This window comes from Vreelandella malpeensis (assembly GCF_020622355.1).
Classification (GTDB): Bacteria; Pseudomonadota; Gammaproteobacteria; order Pseudomonadales; family Halomonadaceae; genus Vreelandella; species Vreelandella malpeensis.
In genome coordinates this window covers 133019-151266 of record NZ_WHVL01000005.1, presented here as the reverse complement: position 1 = coordinate 151266, position 18248 = coordinate 133019, and the positions used below count along the sequence as shown (strand labels likewise).

Here is an 18248-nt window from a genome sequence, read left to right as displayed (position 1 = left end):
GGCCAACATTCACAAGCCGCTGCAAAATCAGTGGCGCGGGTGTGAGAGCCCAACCAAGCAAAAGGCGCACAGCGCCCCAAGGCGCTTTTTTGTGCCCGCTATGGCGGGCCGTGCGTGGGACACCTTCGGGTGTGCCGGGTTTCCTTTTGCTCCGGTCTCTCACCCCGCGTACGGTCCGCCCCCATTTGTGAGAGATTGATGGCGGACCCTTTGCCAAGCAAAAGGAGCTCCACCATGACAGCCCTTACCGCTACACCCGTTTCAATCGATTTCCATGGCGCCCGCATACCGACCTTCAATGTTGAGGGCGTTATTCGCGTGGCTATGAAGCCCATTTGTGATGCGATCGGCTTGCAATGGGAGGCTCAATTCAAGCGCATCAAACGCCATCCCGTACTCAGCACCTGCATGTCCATGATGGACATTCAGCTCCCGGGCCAGCAGCAGCGCCGGCGTTTCATCACCTTGCCGCTCAACAAGTTGAACGGGTGGCTTTTCGGTATCGATACTTCCCGGGTAAAGCCCGCAGCTCGCGAAAGGCTCGTTGAGTATCAAGCCGAGTGCTTCGAGGTGCTCAATGACTACTGGCAGCACGGCGGCGCCGAGAACCCGCGCTTCACCACCATCGACGACCGCAAGCCGCTGAATCGCGCCGTCCGCACCCTGGCCAATCTGCGAAGCGCCCAGGGTGAGAGCGCCGACTACGCCGGCATGTGGAAACTGGTCAACGGCTATCTTGGGCTGGCGCATATCGAGGACGCCACCCCGGCGCAGGTCGACCGTGCCATGGTGTTCGTGCAAGAGAGCATCGAGCGCGAAACCCAGAAGATCATCGAGGGCGACTACCTCGCCCGGCAGGCGCTACCGGTGGAGCCGCAGCCCCCGGCGCAGCCCGCCATTCACTACCCAATGTCGGCCTGGCCGGAGATCAATCAGCAGCTCGCCCATGACTGGGCCAATGACCTACCCACGGCGTACCCGAACCGCCACTGGGTCAAAGCCCGGCATCTGCACGGCGAAAGCGCCCCATCGCCCACGCTGCGCCTGCTCGGCCAACTCAAGAACGCGGGGTTCGACGTGAGCTGCTGCGAAGCCGAAGTACTTGCGATGCGCCACCACATCGGCCAGGCCGATTCGACGCGACAGGAGGTAGAGCGACTGATGGCACGGACGCACAGCCTGCCGGTAACAGCCTAGTAAGGCCTAGCAAAACTTAGAAATTTGCGGTACGTTCCCTGTTGGGGTGACTCAACGGGGATCTTGCCGTGGCTGAATACTGCCGGAACTGCGCCGTGAAGCTAGAAGGCGAGGAGATCGCACGAAAATACTATCGTGGAGTTTGCAAGCCGGGTGAGACGTATTGGGAACTGTGCGAAGGCTGCGGCGACTTTGTTGAGCTAGATCATGCTGGATGGCGATTAGGGACAAGGGAAAGTGATAATGAAAAAATTAAAAAAAATTCTTTGGCTGGCATTATTGCTGCCATCAAGCGCTTTTTCCGATCATGGTCATGATCACGTTTCTTCGGCTGAGCAGCGTCTCTACACAGAAGACGAAGTGTTAGAATTCAACAATATATCGAAGCAACTTGCTGTTTTGGCTATGAAAGATCAGCTATTTAAATGTCATTTGCAAAGTATGTTTTATATTCGATTAGGCGACATACAAGATTCGGAATCGATAAGTTTTGAAGACCTTTTGAGTAGATTTGAAGGAGACGAAGAGTCTTTAAATATTATTCGTGAGGTTTATTCGTCTAATTTAGAGCCCTTTGATCTTGCATCTAATAGTTATCCAGAATGTGCGAACGAAGTCGTTGGAAGAATGATGCGATAAGTTTAAAAAATCTTACCCGAACCCGCTACGGCGGGTTTTTTTGTGCCCGGAGAAAAGTATGGCCTCGTCCCTACGTGAGTTGATCGTACGCATCAGCGCGGATTCCAGCGTGTACCAGCGCGAGATGGCTCGCGCCTCGCGCATGGGCAGCGACTACTATAAAACCATGGAAGGCGGCGCCCGCCGGCAGGATGCGGCCATCCAACGCAATCAAACCAACCTGCGAGCGATGAACGCCCAGATGTTGGAGATTCGGCAAAGCGCGCTGCGTATGACGGGCGTGCTGGCCAGCGCCTTTGCCGTAGGCCGTAGCATTCATATTGCCGATGAATACGGCCAGATGGCGAGCCGTATTCGCATGGTGACGGAAGGCACCGAAGAGTATCGCCAGGTGCAGCAAGCGCTGATGGAAACCAGCGACCGCACCTACAAGCCGCTGCAGGAGCAGCAGGAGCTGTTCGTGCAGTCCGCCAGCAGCATGAAAGAGCTCGGCTTCGAGACGCGCCATACCCTGGGGTTCATCGACTCGTTCTCATCGTCGCTTACGATCAATGCGGCCACCGTGATGGGGGGCGAGCGCGCCATTCGGGCGCTTTCCAAAGCGATGGTCAACAACCGGGTCTCGGGTGATGAGTGGCAAACCATGCTGGAAGTGGTGCCCACAATAGTAGGCGATATTGCCCGCTACCTGAGCGAGATGGCGGGCGGGGCGACCGTCACCGAGCAGCAAGTGAAGCAGATGGCGGCACAAGGCAAGATCTCGATGGAGCTGTTCGCCAATGCGGCCCTGGCGGCCCAGCAGCGTAACGCCGACTTGGCCGAAAGCATGCCCACTACCGTGGCGGACGCGATACAGAAGCTCTCTAACCACTGGTCGAAGTACCTCGGCGACATGAATGAGGGTACAGGCACTACGGAAGCACTGGCGGCTGCCATCGACTTTGTTACCGACAACCTCAATGCTTTCGTCACCGCCGGTGCTGCCGTTGTCTCGCTGGCACTGACCAAGCGTATGGCGGATTTCAGCGTCACCATGGCCAAGGCGGGTGTCGAGACGCTGAACAATGCTCGGTCGCATGTCGCGTTGGCCGTGGCTCAGGAGCAAGCGGCCGTCGCCACTGCGCGTCAGGCGCGAGGAGCGCTACACGCTGCTAGGCAAGAACTGTCTCGAGCTCAAGCCGTAGAGGGAGCCGCGCGCGGGACAGATCGGCATACGGCGGCGTTGGCACGTTTGAACGCGGCGCGTGTGGCGGAAGTGCACGCTTCGACTCAAAGCCAAGTCGCCACCAACGCGGAAGCCGTTGCCCAGAACCGGCTGGCAAACGCTACCAGCTTGGCGAGCCGAGCCAAGGCTACTGCCCTAGCTTTATTGCCTGGGCCAGCCGGAATCATCACTTTGGCCGCTGGAGCGGCAGCCAGTTTATGGCTTTTCCGCGACAGCGCCGACGATGTCGCTTCATCGCTATCGGACATGAGCCAGCCGATCGACCAGGTCATCGAGGATTTTCGAAAGTTGTCCGGTATCGAGCGGGATCTGGAGCTGACGCGTCTATCTGAAAAAATCGATGAGGAGCGAGAAAGCGCTGTGGCTGCCGCGCAAAAAATGCGCGAAGAGATTGCCCAGGCGCTATATGGTGGCGGTATGAATCGCACCACCTCGCCCGAATTGGGCGAGATGTTTGCGGACATCAATCGAGCTTCAGCAGCTGCCGCCCAGGGTATCGACGTTGATTGGCAGTCGGTCATGCAGCGAATTACGGAGACCGAGGGTGTCTCAGATAGCTTACGGCGTAGCATGCTGGACGCCATGGCCAGTATTGCTCGCAGTCACCGTGAGGTCGGCGAGCTAAGCGCCCGCTTCGATACCTTGACCCCAATTGCCCGTGAAGCGGCATCTGCTGTTGAGTCAGCCGGTAATGCGGCGAACGATAGCGCCCCCTCAGAGAAGACGCTGCAGGCGTGGCAGCGCTACAACGACCAACTGCGTGACCAGATCGCCAACCTGCGCGACCCGTCGGCGCTTGGCCAGGCCAGCCGCTGGCTGGATGCTCAAGGGGTAGAAAGCCCGATCATGCGCGGCTACACCTTGGCACTCGTGGCCCAGGCTGAGCAGGAACAGGCCAATGCCGACGCGCGCAAGAAAGCCGCCGACGCTGCACGGTCAGCGGCCCGCGAGGCCACCAGCAGCGCGTCACGCATCGCGCAGGCCTACCAACAGCAGGCCGACTCGCTGAAACGACAGATCGCTTTGCACGACGATGCCAGCCGCGCCGCCGCGCTGGCCTACGACCTGGAGCACGGTGGCCTTCGCGAGATCAGCCAGGCCCACGCCCAGCACCTGCAGCAGCTCGAGCAGGAGCTGACCGCCCGCGAGCAGATCGCCAAGCAAGCCCAGGAGGCGCTGGACCTGCGGCGCTTCGAGATGGCCGAACGTGCGCGCCTCGCTGCCCGACAGCAGGACATGGAGATCGACATCATCGCCGTGGGTCGCGGCGACCAAGCCGTGCAGGTCATGCGCGAGATCGCCGGGGTTCGCCAGCGCTATGCCGATGAAATGCGGGAACTACACCAGAGGCAGGAGGATGAGTCGACGCGTATCAGCGAAGGCGCTTATGAGGAAAGGCGCGCGCTGTTGATGCGGTTGATGGAAGAGGAAGTCGGACTGGTTGAGTCAGCGGCGGCGCGTAAGCGGGCTGCCGAACAGGACTGGGGCAACGGCACACGTCGTGGACTCGAGCAGTACATGGAGCAGGCGCGCAATGCCGCGACGCAGTCTGAACAGGCGCTCACCAATGCCCTACAGCGCAGCGAAGATGCTCTGGCGCAGTTCGCCAAGACGGGCAAGCTCAGCTTTCGCGACCTGGCCGACAGCGTCATCAATGACCTGATCCGCATTGCCATACGGCAGCAGGCACTCGGGCTGTTCTCGATGTTCGGGGGTGGTGCTATCGCCGCCGGCAGCCCGGGCGCCTACAGCGGAAGCGCCGGCGACTTCATCGGCTCGATCGGCTTTTCGGGTGGCGGGTACACCGGTCCGGGCGGCAAATACGAGCCGGCGGGTGTCGTGCACCGCGGGGAAGTGGTGTGGAGCCAGGAGGATGTGGCGCGGGCAGGCGGACTAAGCGTGGTAGAGGCGCTGCGCAAGGGGTTCAGTGGGTATGCCTCGGGCGGCGTGGTGGGTATGCGCTCGCCGGGCGCTGCCTCACTGGGCGGCGCCGGTGGAGGTGTCAATTTCAATGTCGATCTTACCGTTCAGGCGCAGCCGGGTATGACTCAGACAGATGCCCATGCTCAGGGACAGGCCATCGCCAAGGGCTTTGTCGAGCAAGTCACGACGTCAGAAATTCAGCGACAGTTGCGCCATGGTGGGGTGCTGTACGAAGCCATTCGAGGTGGTCGATAACATGCAGCGATTGCCAGAAGTAGGGCGCTATCCGGGCATTGCCTACGGCCTGGAAGAAACTCCCTCGTATGCGCGTAGCGTCGTCAAATTCGGTGACGGGTATGAGCAGCGCTCCCGGCGGGGGATCAACCCCTTGCTCAAATCATGGTCGATGCGTTGGCCTCACCTCAAGCACGCTGAGGTGAAGATCCTAGTTGGTTTCATCAACGCGGCCGGGGGCGTCGACGCGTTCCTCTGGACGCACCCTATCACCAAGGCCGAGCACAAGGTGGTATGTGACGACGGCGCCAAAATCGTTTACGACGCCAAGGGGCGAGCGACAGTCACGGCAACGCTAAGAGAGGTGGTGGCATGAGCAACATCATCGCCCGCGAGGCCCAGGGCCTGACCCAGGACGCCATCGTGACGCTGTTCGAGCTCGACTGCCGCCGCTACGGCGAGGGGTTTCTGCGGTTCACCCTGGAGCCGGTGGCGGGCGGCGCGGCCATGTTCAACGGCTACGCCTACCAGCCCATGCAGATAAAGGCCGAGGGGTTCGCGTGGAACGGCCAGGGCGCCGCCGCCCGGCCGATGCTGACGGTCACGGCGATGGATCTCGCGTTTTTGAGTCTCGTCATCGGCGCCGATGACCTGGTCGGCGTGCCGGTGGTCCGCCGGCGCACGTACCGCAAGCATCTCGACGACGGCAGCGACCCCGACCCGGAAGCGCTCTTTCCCGAGGATCACTACGTGATCGAGCGTAAACAGGCCCACAACCGCATGACGATCACGTTCGAGCTGTCGGTGGAGGCCGACCAGGAAGGGCGCAAGATCCCGGCGCGGCAGGTGCTGCGCACCTGTACCCACCGCTACCGCTGGTGGGACGGTTCGCGGTACCGGTACGAAGAAGCGACGTGTCCCTACGCCGGCGACGGCGAATGGGACGCCAGCGGCCACCCCACCGAGCGAGGGGGTGATCGTTGCGGCAAACAGCTCGGCGACTGTCGCCTGCGGTTCGGTCAGCACAGTGTGCTACCGACGCGGGCATTTCCTGGCGTAGGCAAAGTGTGAGGCGCAACGATGTTTGATCAATACGCCGAGGAGATCCGCGCCGCCGCGCTCGAGGCGTACCCGCTGGAGGCGGTCTGGCTGATCACTGCCGACGGGTGCCGGCAGGTGCCCAACGTGGCCGACGACCCCGCCGCCACGTTCCGGGTGGCGTCACGGGACATGGCGGCGGCTCAGGCGGCGGGGCTGCTCGCGGTGGTGCATAGCCACCCGGATTACCCGGACTGCCCGAGCGAAGCGGACATGCGCGGGCAGCAGACCAGCGGGATGCCCTGGGGGATCGTGGCCACCGACGGCGAGCAGACCACGCCCATACGCTGGTGGGGCGTAGAGGGTGCCGAGCGCGCGCCGCTGGTGGGGCGCGGCTTCGTTCACGGCATCCATGACTGCTATGGCCTGATTCGCGATTACTACGCCGAGGAACTCGACGTGGTGCTGCCGGACGTGCCCCGTTCCTGGGAGTGGTGGCTGGCCGGCCAGGATCTCTACCAGGACGGGTTCGCCGCCGCCGGGTTCCGGCGCATCTCAGCCGAGGAGGCGCGCCCAGGCGATATGTGGCTGGCGCAGCTGCGAAGCCCGGTACCCAGCCACGGCGGCGTGCTGCTCGAGCACGGCCTGGCACTTCACCACCCCTGTGGCCGTTTCGCGGTCGACCCGTCGCGCCTGTCCGTGCGCGAGCCCCTGGGCCGCTGGCTGCCCTATATCACCCACTGGATGCGACACACGTCACAGGACCCCTGACCCATGCACGAGATTCACCTGCACGGCTCCCTGGCTCGCTTCGGCGGGCCTTTTTCGTTGTCGGTGCGCGATGGCGCCGAGGCCATTCGCGCGCTGAGTACCCAGCTCGAGGGCTTTCGCGAGACGCTCGCCGCTGGCGATTGGCAGATCGTGCGGGGGCACCCGGCCACCGGGGCCGCGTTGGGAGAGCAGGAGTTGACCCTGGCCCTGGGCGGCGCCCGGGAGCTGCACATTCTGCCAGCGCTGCAGGGCGCGGGCGGCAGTGGCGGGGTGGGCAAGGTGCTGGCCGGGGCGGCAGTGATCGGAGCGAGCTTCCTGGTGCCCGGGGCGGGGGTGTTCGGGGCGGGCATTCTCACAAAGGGCGGGCTCGCGGCGTTCGGTAGCGCGATGGCCCTGGGCGGCGTCTCGATGATGCTGGCGCCGACCCCCAGCAGCCAGTACAGCGAGCGGGAAACCCCCGATCAGCGGCCGTCATTTCTGTTCAACGGGCCGGTCAATTCATCCACCCAGGGCCTGCCGGTGCCGCTGATCTACGGACGGGTGCGGGTGGGCAGCGTGGTGGTCAGTGCGGGGATGTCCGCCGAGGAGATGGAATAGATGGGCGCATTCGAACACCTGCAGGGCGCCGGCGGTGGCGGCAAGGGCGGCGGTGGCGGCGGCAGCCAGCGCACGCCCCAGGAAGCCCCGAACACGCTGCGTGCGACGTCCAAGGCGCGCCTGGTGGACCTACTCGGCGAGGGGCCGATCGTTGGCCTGGCCAATGGCATGCAATCCGTGTTTTTCGACGAGACCCCGCTGCAGGCGGCCAACGGCGAGTGGAACTTCCAAGGCGTCACGGTGCATACCCGCAACGGTGAGCCCGATCAGGCGCATATCCCGGGGTTCCCGGCGGTGGAGTCCACCACCGAGGTCTCGGCCCAGGTAAAGCACGGCGCGCCGATCACCCGCACGATCGGCACGCTGGACGCCGACGCGGTACGCGTGACCGTGCAGCTGCCGGCCCTGAGTCACCAGAACGTCGAGAATGGCGACCTGGTGGGCGCGGCGGTGGAGATCGCCATCGACGTACGCCGGGGCGGGGGTGGCTGGCAAGAGCGCCGCCGCGACACGATCCAGGGCAAGACGACGAGCCCTTACCAGCGCAGCTACCGCGTCGAGCTCGAAGGTGCCGGGCCGTGGGATGTGCGCGTGCGCCGCCTGAGCGCCGACGACGACACCGCGACGACCCAGAACGACACCTACTGGGCCTACACCACCACCATCATCGACGCGAAGCTGAACTACCCGGATAGCGCTCTGATGGGTATCGAGGTCGACGCCGCCCAGTTCGGCAACGCGATACCGGCCCGGGCCTATGACGTGAAGGGCCTGATCGTCCAGGTGCCGGACAACTACGACCCGGAAACCCGCACCTATTCGGGGTTCTGGTCGGGCAATTTCAAACTGGCGTGGACCGACAACCCGGCATGGTGCTACCACGACCTGGCCCGCAAGATGCGCTACGGCGCCGGGCTGCGCAACATCGACAAATGGGAGTTGTACCGCATCGCGCAGTATTGCGACGAGCTCGTACCGGACGGGTTCGGCGGCGAGGAGCCACGGTTCACGTTCAACACCGTCATGGCCGACGAGGTCGATGCCCTGCGGGCGCTGCACACCGTCGCCAGCGCCTTCCGGGGGATGACCTACTGGGGCACCAACACCGTCATGCCGGTGGCGGACATGCCCCGCGACCCGGTCAAGCTGGTGACGCCGGCGAACGTCATTGACGGCGAGTTCGTCTACGAGGGCACGGCGCTGAAAGCCCGGCACTCCGTGGCCCACGTCAGCTACAACGACCCCAACGATGGCTACCGCAAGAGCGTCGAGGTAGTCGAGAACGCGGCGGCGCTGGAGAAGTTCGGCTACCGCAAGATCGACATCGAGGCCATCGCCTGCACGTCCCGGGCACAGGCCCGCCGCCTGGGCGAGTGGATTCTGGCCAGCGAAGAAGCCGAGACCGAAACCGTCTCCTACCGCTGCAGCGTCGATCATGCCGATCTGCGCCCCGGGGACATCGTCAAAGTATCGGACCCGGCCACCGCCGGCGCGCGCCTGGGGGGCCGGGTCACGGTCAGCGGTACCCAGGCCCTGACCTTGGACCAAGTGCCCGACGCCGTGCATGGCCAGCGCTGGTTTCTTGACGTGATGCTGCCCAACGGGCGGCCCGAGCGCCGGGCGGTGGCGGCGTTCGACGGCGACCAGGTGCGTCTGGACCAGCCCCTGTCGGCGACGCCGGTAACAGGGGCGATGTGGATCTTGTCGAGCCAATCCATCGAGCCCCGCCAGTTCCGGGTGCTGGCGGTCAGCGAGAGCACTGGCGAGGGCGGCGGGCTCGAATACCACGTCACCGCGCTCGAACACGACCCGACCAAATACGCCCGTATCGAGCTCGGCATCGAGCTCGAGCCGCCCAACTACACGCTGCTGCCCAGCGGGCCGGTGTCGCCGCCCTACGCGATCACCGCCCAGGCGTTCACGTACCTGGCCGGCGGCACCGAGCACCAGGGCATGACGATCAGCTGGACGCCGAGCGATGACCCGCGCGTACAGCGCTACATCCTCGAGGTTCAAGGCCCGGCGGACATGCAGTGGCGCACCGTCTACACCGAGACGGGAACCAGCGTGGATCTGCGCGACGTCGACCCGGGGCAGTGGATGATTCGTGTGCGCGGCGTCACGGCCCTGGGCACCGGGTCGCCCTGGGTGACGTTGATCACCAACGTGGCGGGCCTGCTGCTGCCGGTACCGCCGGATAGCGTCGACATCGAGGTGGGCACGTTCTCGGTCACGCTGCGCCCGCGCGGCCTGTACCCGGGCGCGATGTGGGAGTTCTGGCGGTCGGGGGTCGCGCTCGAGGCGCACTTGATCGAGAGCAACGCGGTCAATCTGGGCGTGGCCACCGTGCTGACCGATACCGACCGGCGCTCGGCGACGACCTATTTCTACTACGTGCGGGGCATCAACGCCTACGGGGTCAGCACCTGGTACCCGGTGCAGGCCACCACCCTCGAGCAGTTCGACGACATCATTGAGGCCATCGACAAGAACATCTACCGAGAAGGCGGCGTCGTCGAGCAGTGGAACGAGCGACTCGATCACACCCGCGAGGCGCTGGAGCAGGCCGATGCCGCGATGCAGGAGGCAATCGACAATGCGGATGCCAAGATCGCCGGCGCGACCGAATCGGTGGAGCAGGCCCGGGAGGAGCTGCAGACCCGGCTCGATGCGGCCGACGGACGGCTGAGCTCGGCCTCGGAGCAGCTCGAGCAGGCGCGAGAACAGATCGAGGACGTCGACGAGCGGGTGTCGGGGTTCGATCAGCGCATCGGCGACAACGCGGCGTCGATCGAGCGCGTGGAGCGCGCCGGCGCCGACGGCCGCCAGGCCCTGGCCGAGGATGTGGGCCGGGTCGCGGCGGAGACGAACGCGGCGCTGGCCGACAATCGCGAACGCGTCTCGGCACTGGCGACGGACCAGGTCGCGTTGACCGAGCGGGTCTCTGACTCCGAGGCATCGCTCGACGGGTTCCGCTCGTCGACGAATATCAGCCTGCAGGCGCTGGCCGAGGCTGGCGCGGCGATGACCCAGCAGATCGACGCCGCCCAGTCCGCGATCGACGACAACCAGGCCGACATCGAGGAGGTCAGTAAAACCCTGGCGAGCAACGACGCCGCCGACGTGTTTCGCCGCTTGGCGATGCAGGCTCAGGCGCTCGGGAACGCCGCCCAGCAGGACATCGACCGCACCGTGTCCGTGGACGAGCGCCGGGCGCTGTCCGAGCGTCTCGAGGCGTTGTCAGCGGAATTCGGCGGCAATCTGGCGACGGTGCGCGACCGTATCACGGCGCTGACCGACGCCGATAGCGCGCTGGCGCAGTCGTTCCTCGAGCTCGATGCGGCCTTCGAAGCCAGTCGCTCGGCGCTATCCACCGAGCTCACCGCGCTGTCGACCGCACAACGGGCGCTGACGCGGCGCGTCGAAACCGCCGAGAGCACGCTGGGGGATAACACCGGCAGCATCGAAACGATCGAGCAGACGCTCGCCGGCGAGGAGGCGGTGAACGTGTTTCGTCGGCTAGCCCTTCAGGCTCAGGCCCTGGGCAACGCCGCGCAACATGATGTGACCGTGGTGGTGGAGGCGACCGAGCGGCAGGCCCTGGCCGCCGAGCAGAATCGGCTCAGCGCCAAAGTAGGCGAGAACGAGGCGCTCAACGAGAGCCGCTACTCGGCGCTGTCGACCGAGAACAGCGCGACGTCGGCCCGCGTGGAACAGGTGCGCGCCGAGGCGAATGGGAAATTCGCGAACGTCGAGCAGGAGTTGATGGCGATCGTGGACCCCAAGGGGGGCGTCGTCGCGCGCTACCTGGTCACGACCGAGGTGAACGGCAAGAAGGCCATGATCGGTATGCAGGCGGATGGGACGACCGCCGAGATCATGCTGATTGCAGATCAGACGGCGATCATCAACCCGGTCAACGGCCAGCTCGTGACGGCGTTCGTCGTGAGCGATGGCCGGGTGGTCATTCGCGATGCCCTGATCGCGTCCCTGGGTGTCGAAAAGCTGCGTGCGCTCGACGGCTCGCTGGCGTTCGAGAACGGCCGGCTGCGCGCCGATCTGATCGACGCCCAGCGGCTGCGGCTCCGATTCGGCCAGATTGACGACGTCTGGATTCAGAACGCACAGATCGCCAACGGGGCAATCGACTCAGCCAAAATCCGAAACCTCTCGGTAGGTACGCTGCAGATCGGGGAGGACGCGGTGTCTGTATCGTCGTCGTTCGAGTCAACCGCGCAGTGGGATGCGCCGCAGGCCGCTTGGCAGGATGCTGGCTCGCTGTGGCATGACGCCCAGGGCGGCGCCACGGTGGTGTGGTTGACCGTCGACGCCAGTGTTGCGTCCAGTCTGCCGAGCGGTGCCCCGGTTACTGCCGGGTTCGCTGTGCGCGTTCTACTCAACGGCACGACAGTTCGAAACTTCGGCTTCGTGCGCTCAATACGCGGTAACGGGCTGATCGAGCTCACTGAATCGTGGTCGAGCGCTGCCACCCTGCCTAGTTATAGCGGGTGGCGGGAAATCGTCGTCCAAGTGCAATTCAACGGCAACATACAACGCCGCGTGCGCGGCTGCTCCGCTATCACGATCTCGAGGAAACGCTGATGCATCGAAAAATTCAGTACAACGACGAGGGCCGGATCCTCGGCGTCGTCACATCCTCCGAGCGGTATATTGATGTCGCCCCGGAGTTCGATGTGGCGGGGCACTATGTCGATACATCCCAGGCCCCGCCGCGCCTGGCAGAACAGACCGACTACCCGTTCGAGTACAGCATTGAGGGACTCACAGTGACCGTCACCGGCGTGCCCCTGGGGCTCGTTATCGATCTCGACGGTGAGCAGAAAGCGTCTGATGGCACTGAGCCCGTGGTGTTCGAGGCCCGGTCGCCAGGGCTCTCGAGCCTGAGCGTGTCCAGCCCGGTGAGCTACGTCAGCAAATACGAGCAGATCATCATTTCCGGAGAATTATAATGGTCACACCAGCTAATCAAGACCAGTACAACGCGAAAAACGCCGAGCTCATCGCCGCGTTCGAGGATCTCATCAAGAGCGCCAAGAACTTAGTGCGTCTGAACGGTCAGCGAGTAGGGGCGGCTGCCGGCGCAGATACGTTGAGCCAGATAGCCATCGGGGACGTGGGCGCCCTCCAGCGCGCTTTGAACATCGTTGCCGTTGCGGGCCGAGACACGGTTGGGATAGGTGCGCGGTTACTCAGAGAGGGAGCAGGAGGCATTGAAGGGACGTGCCAGTATTTGCCGAGCGATCAGCCAGTGGGCGCTCAGAGAAATGGCCTGTGGGCAATCAGCAGCAGTAACTACCCGCCGGACTTCACTAAGTTCTCGGACGCATGGAGTAGTGTTTTCCTGAATAAGCGTACGGATGAAACGGGGTCTGGATTCGTTCACACCATTGGAAATCAGATCAAGTTCTTCCGTATTTCCAACGGCTTGATTGGCAGTGCTGTGGAAGCTTACACCACGGGGAACGTCACCCGAGATTCCAATGGCGTTTTGCGTGCGGCCTCGCCGATTTTTCGGGTGGCCACGGTCGCAGAGTGCGCCCAGGGTGACGGATTCAAAGATGCCGGCGCCGGCATGGCGAACGCCGAGGCCCAGGGTGTCACGTCGGAGCGCCTGGATACCGGCGTCTACGCGATCACGGGCTCCCTCGGGTTCGCGACCGACAACGTCTGGCCTAACGGGTTCGTGATTCCCCAGGACGCCAACGGCAACAACCTGGTGTTCGCCGAGGCCGAGCAGGACGACGAAGGCACGATCACGCTGCGCACGTTCGAGCCGAAATTCGACTGGCAAAGTGGGCGGCATATCGCCGGCGAGCCGCTCGATATTCCCCGGGGGCGCTGGGTCGACATGCGTCTAAGTATGCCTAAAACTGAAATCGAGGGGGGGGGGGGTAACAGCTCTAGTCCAGAGAGTCAAACACCTAGCTGATTATTTTCACTGGGCCGGGCACCGATGGCGGGGTGAGCGCGATCACCTGATCGCATCACTGACGCCATCCATTCATCGTTTTGCGGGGTGCCCCCAATGAGTAATCAGGACCAGTACAACAGCAAAAACGCCGAGCTCATCGCGGCGTTCGAGGACCTCATCAAGAGCGCCAAGAACCTGGTGCGTCTGAATAATCAGCGAGTGGGCGCGGCCGCCGGTGCCGATACGCTGTCACAGATCGCCGTGGGCGACCTGGCCGCTTTGCAGAAAATCCTGGGGATCGAGAATGTGGCAGGGCGTGACGTAGTAGGTCCGGGCTCGCGTCTGATGCGTGAGGGCGCCTTTGGTCTGGGTACGTCGGAACCCAACAGCGTCACCGATTTGAAAACATCTCTAGTCGCTGGTTTTTACAACGGCGGCGGAGCTAATGCTGTCAGTTTCCATTAGGGTTGCTTTCAAACAACATTGTGTACAGGCCCTTTCTGAGCATGTCGAGAGGCACTTCTCAATACACACTGCACCTGGACTCTATCAGCCCTGCTGTTTCAATAAACTACCCAAATGATCCCGATCGTCGCCCTACAGGTAACACATTCTACACGACGGGCAATGCCACGCGTGATTCAAACGGGATTTTGCGCACTGCCTCGCCCATCTTCCGCCTCGCCCGTGACAGTGACACCGCGATGGCTGATGAGGAAGGGCAGCAATACGAGCCCGGCGGCGCCGGGGCATCCAATAGCCAGGCACTGGGCGTCATGGCGAGCCGTGAGAGCGAGGGCGTGTACCGCGTGACTGGCTCGCTGGGCTGGCGCGCCGATGGTTGGCAGTTCGCGAACATTCACGATGGCAACAACCTGCCGCTGCTGTGGATCGACATCGAGGAGGAGGACGGCGGGGATCTGCTGGTGCGCACCTACCACCGGACCCACCCCGGCGCGCCGCCGTTCGCGCGCAACGAGATCCAAGGGTACGCCGACGGCGACCCGATCGATATTCCCGAGGGGCGTTTCATCTCGCTGCGGCTCGCCATGCCGGAGTTTGAGACGCCCGAACATACCGATGAACCTGACCAGGAGGACACCTGATGTCCGAATTTCCCCAGCTCGACAAACTGCATAAAGCCTCGGCGAACGCCCGGGAGAAGGCCGAGAAGGCGCTGCGTGACACCCTCGCCCCGGGCACGACCGTGGCGATCAAGAGCGGCCCGGAGTTCGTCGGGCGCTATGAGGTGCAGCCATACCCCGACTTCAGCTATGGCCAGCTCGATGTGAAAAACGTCGAGAGTGGTGTGGTGCGGCGGGTGGTGTGGCAGCAAGTGAAACTAATTGAGTAGATCGCCTGGATGACCTGGTGCAAGCGGCCGCCTCGAGGCGGTTTTTTTGTGCATGAAAAAAGCCCCGGCGGGGAGGCCGGGGCAAAAGTGCGATGCCTGTTTGGGGTAGACATACAGCCGTTCAATACTATCATTAACTGTATGCATAAACAGGTAAATAATGTCTAAACCATTGATTCCGTGGATGGGCGGCAAGCGCCGACTGGCTAAGCAGATCATTCCGCTGTTCGAGCCGCACACCACCTACGTCGAGCCGTTTTGCGGCGGCGCGGCGATTTTCTTTCTCAAGGAGCCCAGCAAGGTCGAGGTGATCAACGACCGGCATAGCGAGCTGGTGACGCTCTACCGCTGCGTCAAGCACCACCTCGAGGAGCTGGTACGGCAGTTCAAGTGGGCGCTGGTGAGCCGAGAGGATTTCCTCATGCAGCGCGACGTCGACCCCCGGCATTTGACCGACATTCAGCGCGCCGCGCGCTTTTTCTATCTGCAGAAAATGGCGTTCGGCGCCCGGGTGTCGAGCCCGACGTTCGGTGTCTCGGTGGGAGCACCGCCGGCGCTCAATCTGATGCGCGTCGAGGAGGATCTCAGCGCGGCCCACCTGCGGCTGGCGCGAACGTACATCGAGCACCTCGACTGGAAAGAGTGCATGCGGCGCTATGATCGCCCAGGGACGCTTTTCTACCTCGATCCGCCCTACTGGGGCACCGCTGGGTACGGGAACGCGTTTGAGCTCGAGGAGTACGCCGCCATGGCCGAGATCGCGAAGAACGCCCAGGGCCAGGTCGTGATCAGCGTCAACGACATTCCCGAAATGCGCGAGGCGTTCGCCGGGCTCAACATCCGCACCGCCCAGACGCGTTACACCGTCGGTGGGGGTGGCGGGGAGCCAGCCAAGGAGCTGATTATCACAAATCGTTAAAACGGCGCATCCCGCACATTGTGCCCATGCGGGCCGTCAGGGCGTCGAGCCAGCCGCCAGACGCCGGCGGTCATGAGATCCCGGCGCTTGACGACGAACGCCGGGCACCCGGGCTGGCTGGTTGAGAAAAAACCGGGGAGCAAGCCAAATGTAAGCGTGCGCCTACATCATATTGATCGATGGCTTACATACAAAGCAAACTGAGTTGGCTAATTTTAAATAATGATGCCAGGAGCGCCGCTACTCAGCATGCCGAATGCATCATGCAGGAGCATCACGTAGGGAAACGCCCCATGCCAAGGAGGGCATGGCTACAATGATACTTCCTTCAGCTCATCCCAGCGCGTCGTGTACCGCGGCGTTCGATGTTCACAGCGCAGTTCCCATGCATTCACTTTTCGATGCATTCCCAGCCGCACGGTGCCCTTGCCGTGCTCGCGGTTGAGCTGGTCGAGCGTGGCCATGAGCCGTTCGTTCCGCTGCCGCGTCTCGTCGTTCTCCGCCTCACCCAGTAGCCCCAGCTGTTCGTTCTCGTGATTGCACAGATCCATCAGCATGATGCCGCACTTCTGATACCAGATTCCCTGCTTGAATATCTGCTCGAGCCCGGCGCCGGCGGCGCGAATCAGCGCGCGGCTATCGCACGTCGCGCCGGGCAAAGGGACGACTACGCTTTTGCTGTAGCTTGGCAGATCGCTCCGGAACCGGTTCGTGCGCACGAACACCATGATCGCCTGGGCAAGGCCGCTCTGTTTCCGGAGCTTCTCGCCGGCACGCGCGGCGTGCACCCGTACCGCCTCCTGCAGATCGGTTTTGTTCTGTGTCAGGCGTCCGAAAGAGCGCGAGACCATGATCTGTTTTTTCGGCTCAGTCATGTCGTCGAGCTCGATGCAATTGACACCGCGGAGCTCGTAGACGATGCGCTCCATCACGACCGAGAAATGCTTGCGCAGGTGCTTGGGCGATGCCTCGCGCAGTTGCCAAGCGGTCTCTATACCGAGCGTGTGCAACCGGACGGCGCTACGGTGCGCCACGCCCCACACCTCACTCACCGGCAGCTGCTCGAGGTATGCCCGGGTATCGTCGCTGCCTGGATCCATGATGGCCACGCCACCAAAGTGGGGCTCTTTCTTGGCGCGATGGTTGGCCAGCTTAGCCAAGGTCTTGCTGGTGCTGAGCCCAACGCTGACCGGGATGCCGGTATCCCGCCGCACTTGGGTGCGCATCGCCTGGCAGCGCCCGATAAGCGACTCCGGAGCAAATCCCTCGAACGAGAGAAACGACTCGTCGATGCTGTAGACCTCAACGTGGGGCGTGTGCTGCCCCAGTACGTCGGTAACGCGGCGGCTCATGTCGCCGTAGAGAGCATAGTTCGAGCTCAAGAGCGTGCACTGCTTGCGAACGTGAGGCTCGATTTTATGGGCCGGCATGCCCATGGCCACGCCCAGGTCTTTGATCTCTTGCGAGCGAGCGACGACGCAGCCGTCGTTGTTCGACAGCACGCCCACTGGCTGCCCCTCCAGGCGCGGCTGAAATACGCGCTCGCAGCTCACGTAGAAGTTGTTGCAGTCGACTAGGGCGATCATACCGAGAACCCAGGGGCCAGCGAGTGGATGTTGTGCGTCACCACGCCCCATACCTGGCACTCCCTGCCGAATAGCGGTATGGGGCGGAACTCGGGGTTGGCGGCCACCAGGTAGGGCCGGTTGCCGATCGTGCTCAGCTTTTTGCATGTGAGCTCGCCGTCGACGCTCATGATGACGATGTGCCCGGGCCGTGGCTCGACTGAGCGATCAACAATCAGCAGGTCGCCGTCATAGATGCCCACACCCTCCATCGAGGTGCCCTTGGCGCGAAGAAAATAGGTCGCACTCGGATGCTGGATCAGGTGATCGACCAGGTCGAGCTCGCCCTCGAGGTAGTCATCCGCCGGCGAGGGAAACCCGGTTCTAACAAATCCGGCGACCAGCGGTATCGAGAGGGCTGGGGCGAATTGATCAACGCGACCCAGATTCGTCAGATGCATGCTCATGACATCGACTCCTCGGGGTTCCAGCGGATGCGGACATGCTCGCCGGTCTCATCGAGGGGGATCATCGTCACGTTCTCGACGGTGCCCAAGTCTTTGAGCATGCGCGCCCAGTCATCGGCGCTGTCGTCAGGCTGGCGCTGGAGCTCAGTGCAGTTGTCCGCCTGGGCGCGGGGGCTGCCAATCGTGCGTTTCACACGGTCGACGAGCTGCTGGTAGGTACTAGACATAGTGGGTCCTCCCTGTTGCTGTGTATTTATACAGTACATTCGGGCGGAGTATAGCCACGCCCCAGCGGGGCCGTCTAGGTCGGGTTGGTCGCAGTTTGGTCGCAGATTGGGTGCGACCACTGTGAACATAGGAGGGTGTGGAAAGCGTAACAGGCTGAAT

The 18248-nt window shown here is 63.1% G+C and carries 17 protein-coding genes; 14 read left to right on the top strand and 3 right to left on the bottom strand.

What is annotated here, in order from left to right:
- Positions 1–198 precede the first annotated feature (198 nt).
- The 14 genes from GEV37_RS12520 to GEV37_RS12455 all read left to right on the top strand — a co-directional run bounded on the left by GEV37_RS12520 (position 199) and on the right by GEV37_RS12455 (position 15829).
- Positions 199–1197 (top strand): phage antirepressor N-terminal domain-containing protein, encoded by a 999-nt coding sequence (locus tag GEV37_RS12520; protein ID WP_338035130.1) that lies wholly within the window; start codon positions 199–201, stop codon positions 1195–1197.
- A gap of 243 nt (positions 1198–1440) precedes the next feature.
- Positions 1441–1836: a hypothetical protein gene (locus GEV37_RS12515; protein WP_227390592.1), complete on the top strand. Its 396-nt coding sequence runs from the start codon at positions 1441–1443 to the stop codon at positions 1834–1836.
- A 58-nt stretch (positions 1837–1894) separates the two neighbouring features.
- On the top strand, positions 1895–5239 hold the full coding sequence (locus tag GEV37_RS12510; RefSeq protein ID WP_227390591.1) for a phage tail tape measure protein: 3345 nt from the start codon (positions 1895–1897) through the stop codon (positions 5237–5239).
- Between the two features lies 1 nt (position 5240).
- On the top strand, positions 5241–5594 hold the full coding sequence (locus GEV37_RS12505) for a phage tail protein (RefSeq protein ID WP_227390590.1): 354 nt from the start codon (positions 5241–5243) through the stop codon (positions 5592–5594).
- Positions 5591–6289, top strand: coding sequence for a phage minor tail protein L (locus tag GEV37_RS12500; protein ID WP_227390589.1), 699 nt, complete (start codon positions 5591–5593; stop codon positions 6287–6289). The genes GEV37_RS12505 and GEV37_RS12500 overlap by 4 nt, the downstream gene beginning before the upstream one ends.
- A gap of 9 nt (positions 6290–6298) precedes the next feature.
- Positions 6299–7027: a Mov34/MPN/PAD-1 family protein gene (locus tag GEV37_RS12495; protein ID WP_227390588.1), complete on the top strand. Its 729-nt coding sequence runs from the start codon at positions 6299–6301 to the stop codon at positions 7025–7027.
- A 3-nt stretch (positions 7028–7030) separates the two neighbouring features.
- Positions 7031–7624 (top strand): tail assembly protein, encoded by a 594-nt coding sequence (locus GEV37_RS12490; RefSeq protein ID WP_227390587.1) that lies wholly within the window; start codon positions 7031–7033, stop codon positions 7622–7624.
- Complete coding sequence (gpJ, locus tag GEV37_RS12485; protein ID WP_227390586.1) at positions 7625–12226, top strand: TipJ family phage tail tip protein; 4602 nt, start codon at positions 7625–7627, stop codon at positions 12224–12226. It abuts the gene before it with no gap.
- On the top strand, positions 12226–12594 hold the full coding sequence (locus GEV37_RS12480) for a hypothetical protein (protein ID WP_227390585.1): 369 nt from the start codon (positions 12226–12228) through the stop codon (positions 12592–12594). The genes gpJ and GEV37_RS12480 overlap by 1 nt, the downstream gene beginning before the upstream one ends.
- A complete protein-coding gene (locus GEV37_RS12475) occupies positions 12594–13574 on the top strand; it encodes a phage tail fiber protein (RefSeq protein WP_227390584.1) in 981 nt (326 codons plus the stop codon). The genes GEV37_RS12480 and GEV37_RS12475 overlap by 1 nt, the downstream gene beginning before the upstream one ends.
- A gap of 96 nt (positions 13575–13670) precedes the next feature.
- The gene (locus tag GEV37_RS12470) at positions 13671–14021 is read left to right on the top strand and encodes a hypothetical protein (RefSeq protein WP_227390583.1); all 351 of its coding nucleotides are present in this window, start codon (positions 13671–13673) and stop codon (positions 14019–14021) included.
- A gap of 41 nt (positions 14022–14062) precedes the next feature.
- A complete protein-coding gene (locus GEV37_RS12465) occupies positions 14063–14662 on the top strand; it encodes a phage tail fiber protein (protein WP_449361575.1) in 600 nt (199 codons plus the stop codon).
- Positions 14662–14910, top strand: coding sequence for a hypothetical protein (locus GEV37_RS12460; RefSeq protein ID WP_227390581.1), 249 nt, complete (start codon positions 14662–14664; stop codon positions 14908–14910). Before GEV37_RS12465 ends, GEV37_RS12460 begins: the two co-directional genes overlap by 1 nt.
- 160 nt (positions 14911–15070) lie before the next feature.
- Positions 15071–15829, top strand: a complete 759-nt coding sequence (locus GEV37_RS12455) for a DNA adenine methylase (protein ID WP_227390580.1) — start codon at positions 15071–15073, stop codon at positions 15827–15829.
- Between the two features lie 311 nt (positions 15830–16140).
- Here GEV37_RS12455 and GEV37_RS12450 read toward each other — a convergent pair whose 3' ends face one another.
- Genes GEV37_RS12450 through GEV37_RS12440 form a run of 3 tightly spaced genes read right to left on the bottom strand, consistent with a single transcriptional unit; the run spans position 16141 to position 18088 of the window.
- Positions 16141–17415: a Y-family DNA polymerase gene (locus GEV37_RS12450; protein WP_227390579.1), complete on the bottom strand. Its 1275-nt coding sequence runs from the start codon at positions 17413–17415 to the stop codon at positions 16141–16143.
- A complete protein-coding gene (locus GEV37_RS12445) occupies positions 17412–17861 on the bottom strand; it encodes a LexA family protein (protein ID WP_227390578.1) in 450 nt (149 codons plus the stop codon). Before GEV37_RS12445 ends, GEV37_RS12450 begins: the two co-directional genes overlap by 4 nt.
- Entirely contained in the window at positions 17858–18088 is a 231-nt protein-coding gene (locus tag GEV37_RS12440; protein WP_227390577.1) for a DUF1654 domain-containing protein, read from the bottom strand. Before GEV37_RS12440 ends, GEV37_RS12445 begins: the two co-directional genes overlap by 4 nt.
- Positions 18089–18248: the final 160 nt, after the last annotated feature.